Genomic DNA, 4,264 nt, shown 5'->3' with positions numbered 1-4,264 from the left:
CTGGTTGCTCACGTAGACCTTGCCCGAGGCGGGGTTCACCGCCACGTTGAAGAGCGTGGTGCCCACGCCCGAGACGCGGCCCGTCACCGTGGGCAGCGTGCCGGTGGTGTCGATGGTGAAGACGTCGTAGTCGGGCAGGTTGATCTTGACGCGGCTGCTCCAGTTGGTCGGTGCAACGCCGCGCGTGGGGTCGCCGTTGTCGATCCACTGGCCGGCGGCGTTCTTCTGCACGATCAGGCTGACCCTGGGCGCTGCGTTGCCGTTGGCATCGGTCGTGGGAGACGGCAGCGTGAGCCCGCCGTCGCCCAGGTCTTCATTCAGCACCGTGGTCTTGTTGCCGGAGTTGAACACCGCGGCATACACGCGCGTGCCGGCCGGGTTCTTGGCGAGGCCACGCAGGGTGTCGCCGAACATGTTCAGGCGCGTGGCCGGAGCGCCACCGAGCTTGGTGCCCACGTTGGCCACGTCATACACCCACACGTCGGCACGGCCGACGCCCGCGGTGGTGAGCTGCGGGTCGAAGCCGGTGTTCTGGCCGCGGTGTGCGGCGGTGATGAAGGCCCACTTGTTGTTGGCGCCGGCGAACAGGATGTCGCGCGGTTCGTCGCCCACGAGCAGCGTGTTGACCACACGCGCGGGGCTGGTCGACACGTCGACGATGCTCACGCTGTCGGACAGGTGGTTGACCACCCACAGCTGGTTGTCGTTGGCCAATGCCAGGGCGACCGGCTCCAGGCCGACCGGGATGGACTCGGTCAGCACCGGCACGCCCGATTGCGTGTTGTAGACCTCGACGCGGTTGTCGGGCGTGTTGACCACGTACAGCTTGAGGCCGTTGCTGGAGAGCGCCATAGGCCGGACATGGCCGCTCTCGAAGGTGGCGAACTTGCCGATGGCCGGCTTGGGCACGGAGCCGGTGCTGCCGCCCCCGGGCGTGCCTTCGAGCGCCACGTTGTTGACCGTGTAGCTCTCGAGCGCGCTGTTGGCGCTGACGCGGAAGCGCAGGCGCAGCGTGGAGATGCCCGCGGCCGAGGCCGGCAGCGAGAAGCTCACGCGCGCCGACGTGGTGGCGGTGGTGGCTTCGAGCGCGTTGTAGGTGGAGCCGTCGGTCGAGTACTCGGCCGTGCCGCTCTCGCCTGCGTCCAGGCCCACGGTGACGCGGTCGAAGCTGACCTTGATGTCGGTGTAACCCACGGTGCTGAGGGCCGGCGAGGTGATCTGGCCATCGGTGCTCAGCAGGGCGGCGGTCAGCTTGGCGCCGGCGCTGCTGGTGGACACCGAACCCGCCGAGGTGAACGAACCCAGCCCGCTGGCGAAGCTTTGCTGGAGGATCACGTCGGCATGGGCGCTGCCGGCCATGGCGCTCAGGCCGATGCCGAGCGCGAGCAAGGGAATGCGGAACCGCCCCAATGCGGCTCCCCTGAGGGAAGGCTTCATGTTGTCTCCTCGTTGCCGGGGCAACGTTGTGTGGTTACCGAGCCCCCGCCTGTCTGTGCGCAGGCGGTGAGACGCTGAAACCGATCCACAACAACCCGGAAACGTGAAGTTGTGGACAGATTCGCACGCAGGTGCAATTCTGTCCGCGCGTGCACTTTTTAGGGTGAACCGCGACTGAACAGGGCCGGTGCGAACCCTGAGAAGGAGACGGGGAAACTAGAACGCGACGGCTTGCCCGTCGCGCCGCGGGTCGCTCGCGGCCACGTAGCCGTCAACGGCCGGGTCGCCCAGGCGCCAGATGAACTGGCCGGCGCCGAAGTCCTGGTACGAGTCCTGGATCACTTCCATCACATGGCCCCGCTCGGCGAGGCCCTGCACAGTGGCAGGGTTCATGGCGCTCTCGACGTTGATCTCCAGGCCCTGGTTGAAGCGCCAGCGCGGCGCATCGCAGGCGGCCTGGGGGTTCTGCCGGTAGTCGAGCATGCGCACCAGGGTCTGCATGTGGCCTTGCGGCTGCATGTTGGCGCCCATCACGCCGTAGCTCATCACGGGCTTGCCATCCTTGGTGAGGAAGGCCGGGATGATGGTGTGGAAGGGGCGCTTGCCCGGGGCCACCACGTTGGGGCTCTTGGGGTCGAGGTTGAAAGCGTGGCCACGGTTCTGCATCGACAAGCCGTAGCCCGGCACCACCGCGCCCGAGCCGAAGCCCATGAAGTTGCTCTGGATGAAGCTGACCATCATGCCGCTCTCGTCGGCCGCGGTCAGGTAGATGGTGCCGCCCTTCACCGGGTTGCCGGCGCCGAAGTCTTGCGCCCGCTTCATGTCGATGAGCTTGGCGCGCGAGGCGAGGTAGGCGTCATCGAGCAGCTGCTCGGCGGTGACTTCCATGCTCGCGGGCTCGGACACGTAGCGGTAGATGTCGGCGAAGGCGAGCTTCATGGCTTCGATCTGCAGGTGCTGCGAATCGACGCCGTCGACCTTCATCGACGACAGGTCGAAGTTCGACAGAATGCCCAGCGCCATCAGCGCCGAGATGCCCTGCCCGTTGGGCGGGATCTCGTGCAGGGTGTGGCTGCCATAGGTCTTGCCCAGCGGCGTGACCCATTCGGGCCGGTAGGCCGCGAAGTCTTCGACCGTGATGGCCGCGCCGTGCGCCCGTGCGTGCCTCGCGGCGGCCTCTGCAATCTCGCCGCCGTAGTAGGCAGCACCCTTGCTCTGCGCAATCAGCTTGAGCGACCGGGCCGCCCCGGCAAAGCGGAACAGCTCGCCCACGTTCGGTGCCCGCCCGTGCGGCATGAAGGCTTCGGCAAAGCCCGGCTGGTCGAGCAGCACCGGCACGGCGGCGGCCCACTTCTGCTGCACCACCACCGGCACGGCATAGCCGCGCTCGGCAATCTCGATCGCGGGCTCCAGCAGGTCGGCAAAGGGCAGCTTGCCGAAGCGTTCGCTCAAGGCCACCCAGCTGGCCACGGCCCCGGGCACGGTGACACTGTCCCAGCCGCGCACCGGTGGGCTTTTGGCGTCGGCGCCGTACTTCTTCTTGAAGTACTCGGGCGTCCACGCCTGGGGCGCGCGGCCGGATGCATTGAGGCCGTGCAGCTTGTGGCCGTCCCAGAGGATGCAGAAGGAGTCCGAACCGAGGCCGTTGCTCACCGGCTCGACGATGGTCATGACGGCCGCCGCGGCGATCGCCGCATCGACCGCGTTGCCACCCTTGAGCAGCATGCGCGTGCCGGCATGTGCCGCGACGGGGTGCGAGGTGGAGACGATGTTGCGCCCGAAAACAGGCAGGCGCTGGGTGGTGTAGCCGGCGGTCCAGTCGAAGGTGTGTGTCATGGGGTCTCAGGTCCTTTGTTCCGTAGCGTAGTGCGAAAGCAAGCTGCGCTCCACCAACGAACAAGCCGCCCGAAGGCGGCCTGTGTGCACAAACTGCGCGGGAACGGTCACTCCTCGACGAAGGCCTCTTCGCGCCGCTTCTTGATCGACGGCAGCATCACGATCACCACCATCAGCGCGGCGGCGATCAGCAGGCCGGCCGACAGCGGGCGGACGATGAAGGTGCTCCAGTCACCACGCGAAAGCAGCAAGGCGCGGCGCAGGTTCTCTTCCATCATGGGGCCGAGGATGAAGCCGAGCAGCAAGGGGGCGCCCTCGCAGCCCAACTTGTAGAAGAGGTAGCCGACCACGGCGAACAGCGCCGTCATGTAGACATCGAAGTTGTTGTTGTTCAGCGTGTAGACGCCGATGCAGCAGAACAGCGTGATGGCCGGGAAGAGGAACCGGTAGGGCACGGTCAGCAGCTTGATCCAGATGCCGATCAGCGGCAGGTTCAGCACCACGAGCATCAGGTTGCCGACCCACATCGAGGCGATCAGGCCCCAGAAGAGCTGCGGGTTGCTGCTCATGACCTGCGGGCCGGGCTGGATGCCCTTGATCGTCATCGCGCCCACCATCAGTGCCATCACGGCGTTCGGCGGAATGCCCAGAGTGAGCATCGGGATGAACGAGGTCTGCGCACCAGCGTTGTTGGCAGATTCGGGGCCGGCCACGCCGCGGATGTCGCCTTTGCCGAAGCGGCCGTCGGAGCCGGCCATCTTCTTCTCGAGGGTGTAGGCCGCAAATGAAGCCAGCAGCGCACCACCCCCCGGCAGCACGCCCAGCAGCGAGCCGAGGGCCGTGCCGCGCAGCACCGCCGGCCAGGCCTGCTGGAACTCTTCTTTCGTCGGCCACAGGCGGCCAATGACGGAGGTGACCCGACGGACACCTTCCGTCTTCTCGAGGTTGGTGATGATCTCGGCGATGCCGAACACGCCCATCGCCAGAGCCA

General features: G+C 66.9%; 3 protein-coding genes. All 3 read right to left on the bottom strand.

Translation table 11 applies throughout. The features are described from left to right. A partial coding sequence (locus VFL64_RS09005) for a YncE family protein (RefSeq protein WP_489540045.1) occupies positions 1-1,437 on the bottom strand: 1,437 nt, incomplete at its 3' end. Between the two features lie 216 nt (positions 1,438-1,653). Continuing rightward, on the bottom strand, positions 1,654-3,273 hold the full coding sequence (locus VFL64_RS09000; protein WP_489540044.1) for a gamma-glutamyltransferase family protein: 1,620 nt from the start codon (positions 3,271-3,273) through the stop codon (positions 1,654-1,656). 107 nt (positions 3,274-3,380) lie between these two features. Next, on the bottom strand, positions 3,381-4,264 hold an 884-nt coding region (locus tag VFL64_RS08995), incomplete at its 5' end, for a tripartite tricarboxylate transporter permease (RefSeq protein ID WP_489540043.1).

The sequence above is a fragment of the Rhizobacter sp. genome (assembly GCF_035702065.1).
Classification (GTDB): Bacteria; Pseudomonadota; Gammaproteobacteria; order Burkholderiales; family Burkholderiaceae_C; genus Rhizobacter.
Note: the sequence above shows the minus strand (reverse complement) of the source record. Positions and strands in the feature narration are given on the sequence as shown.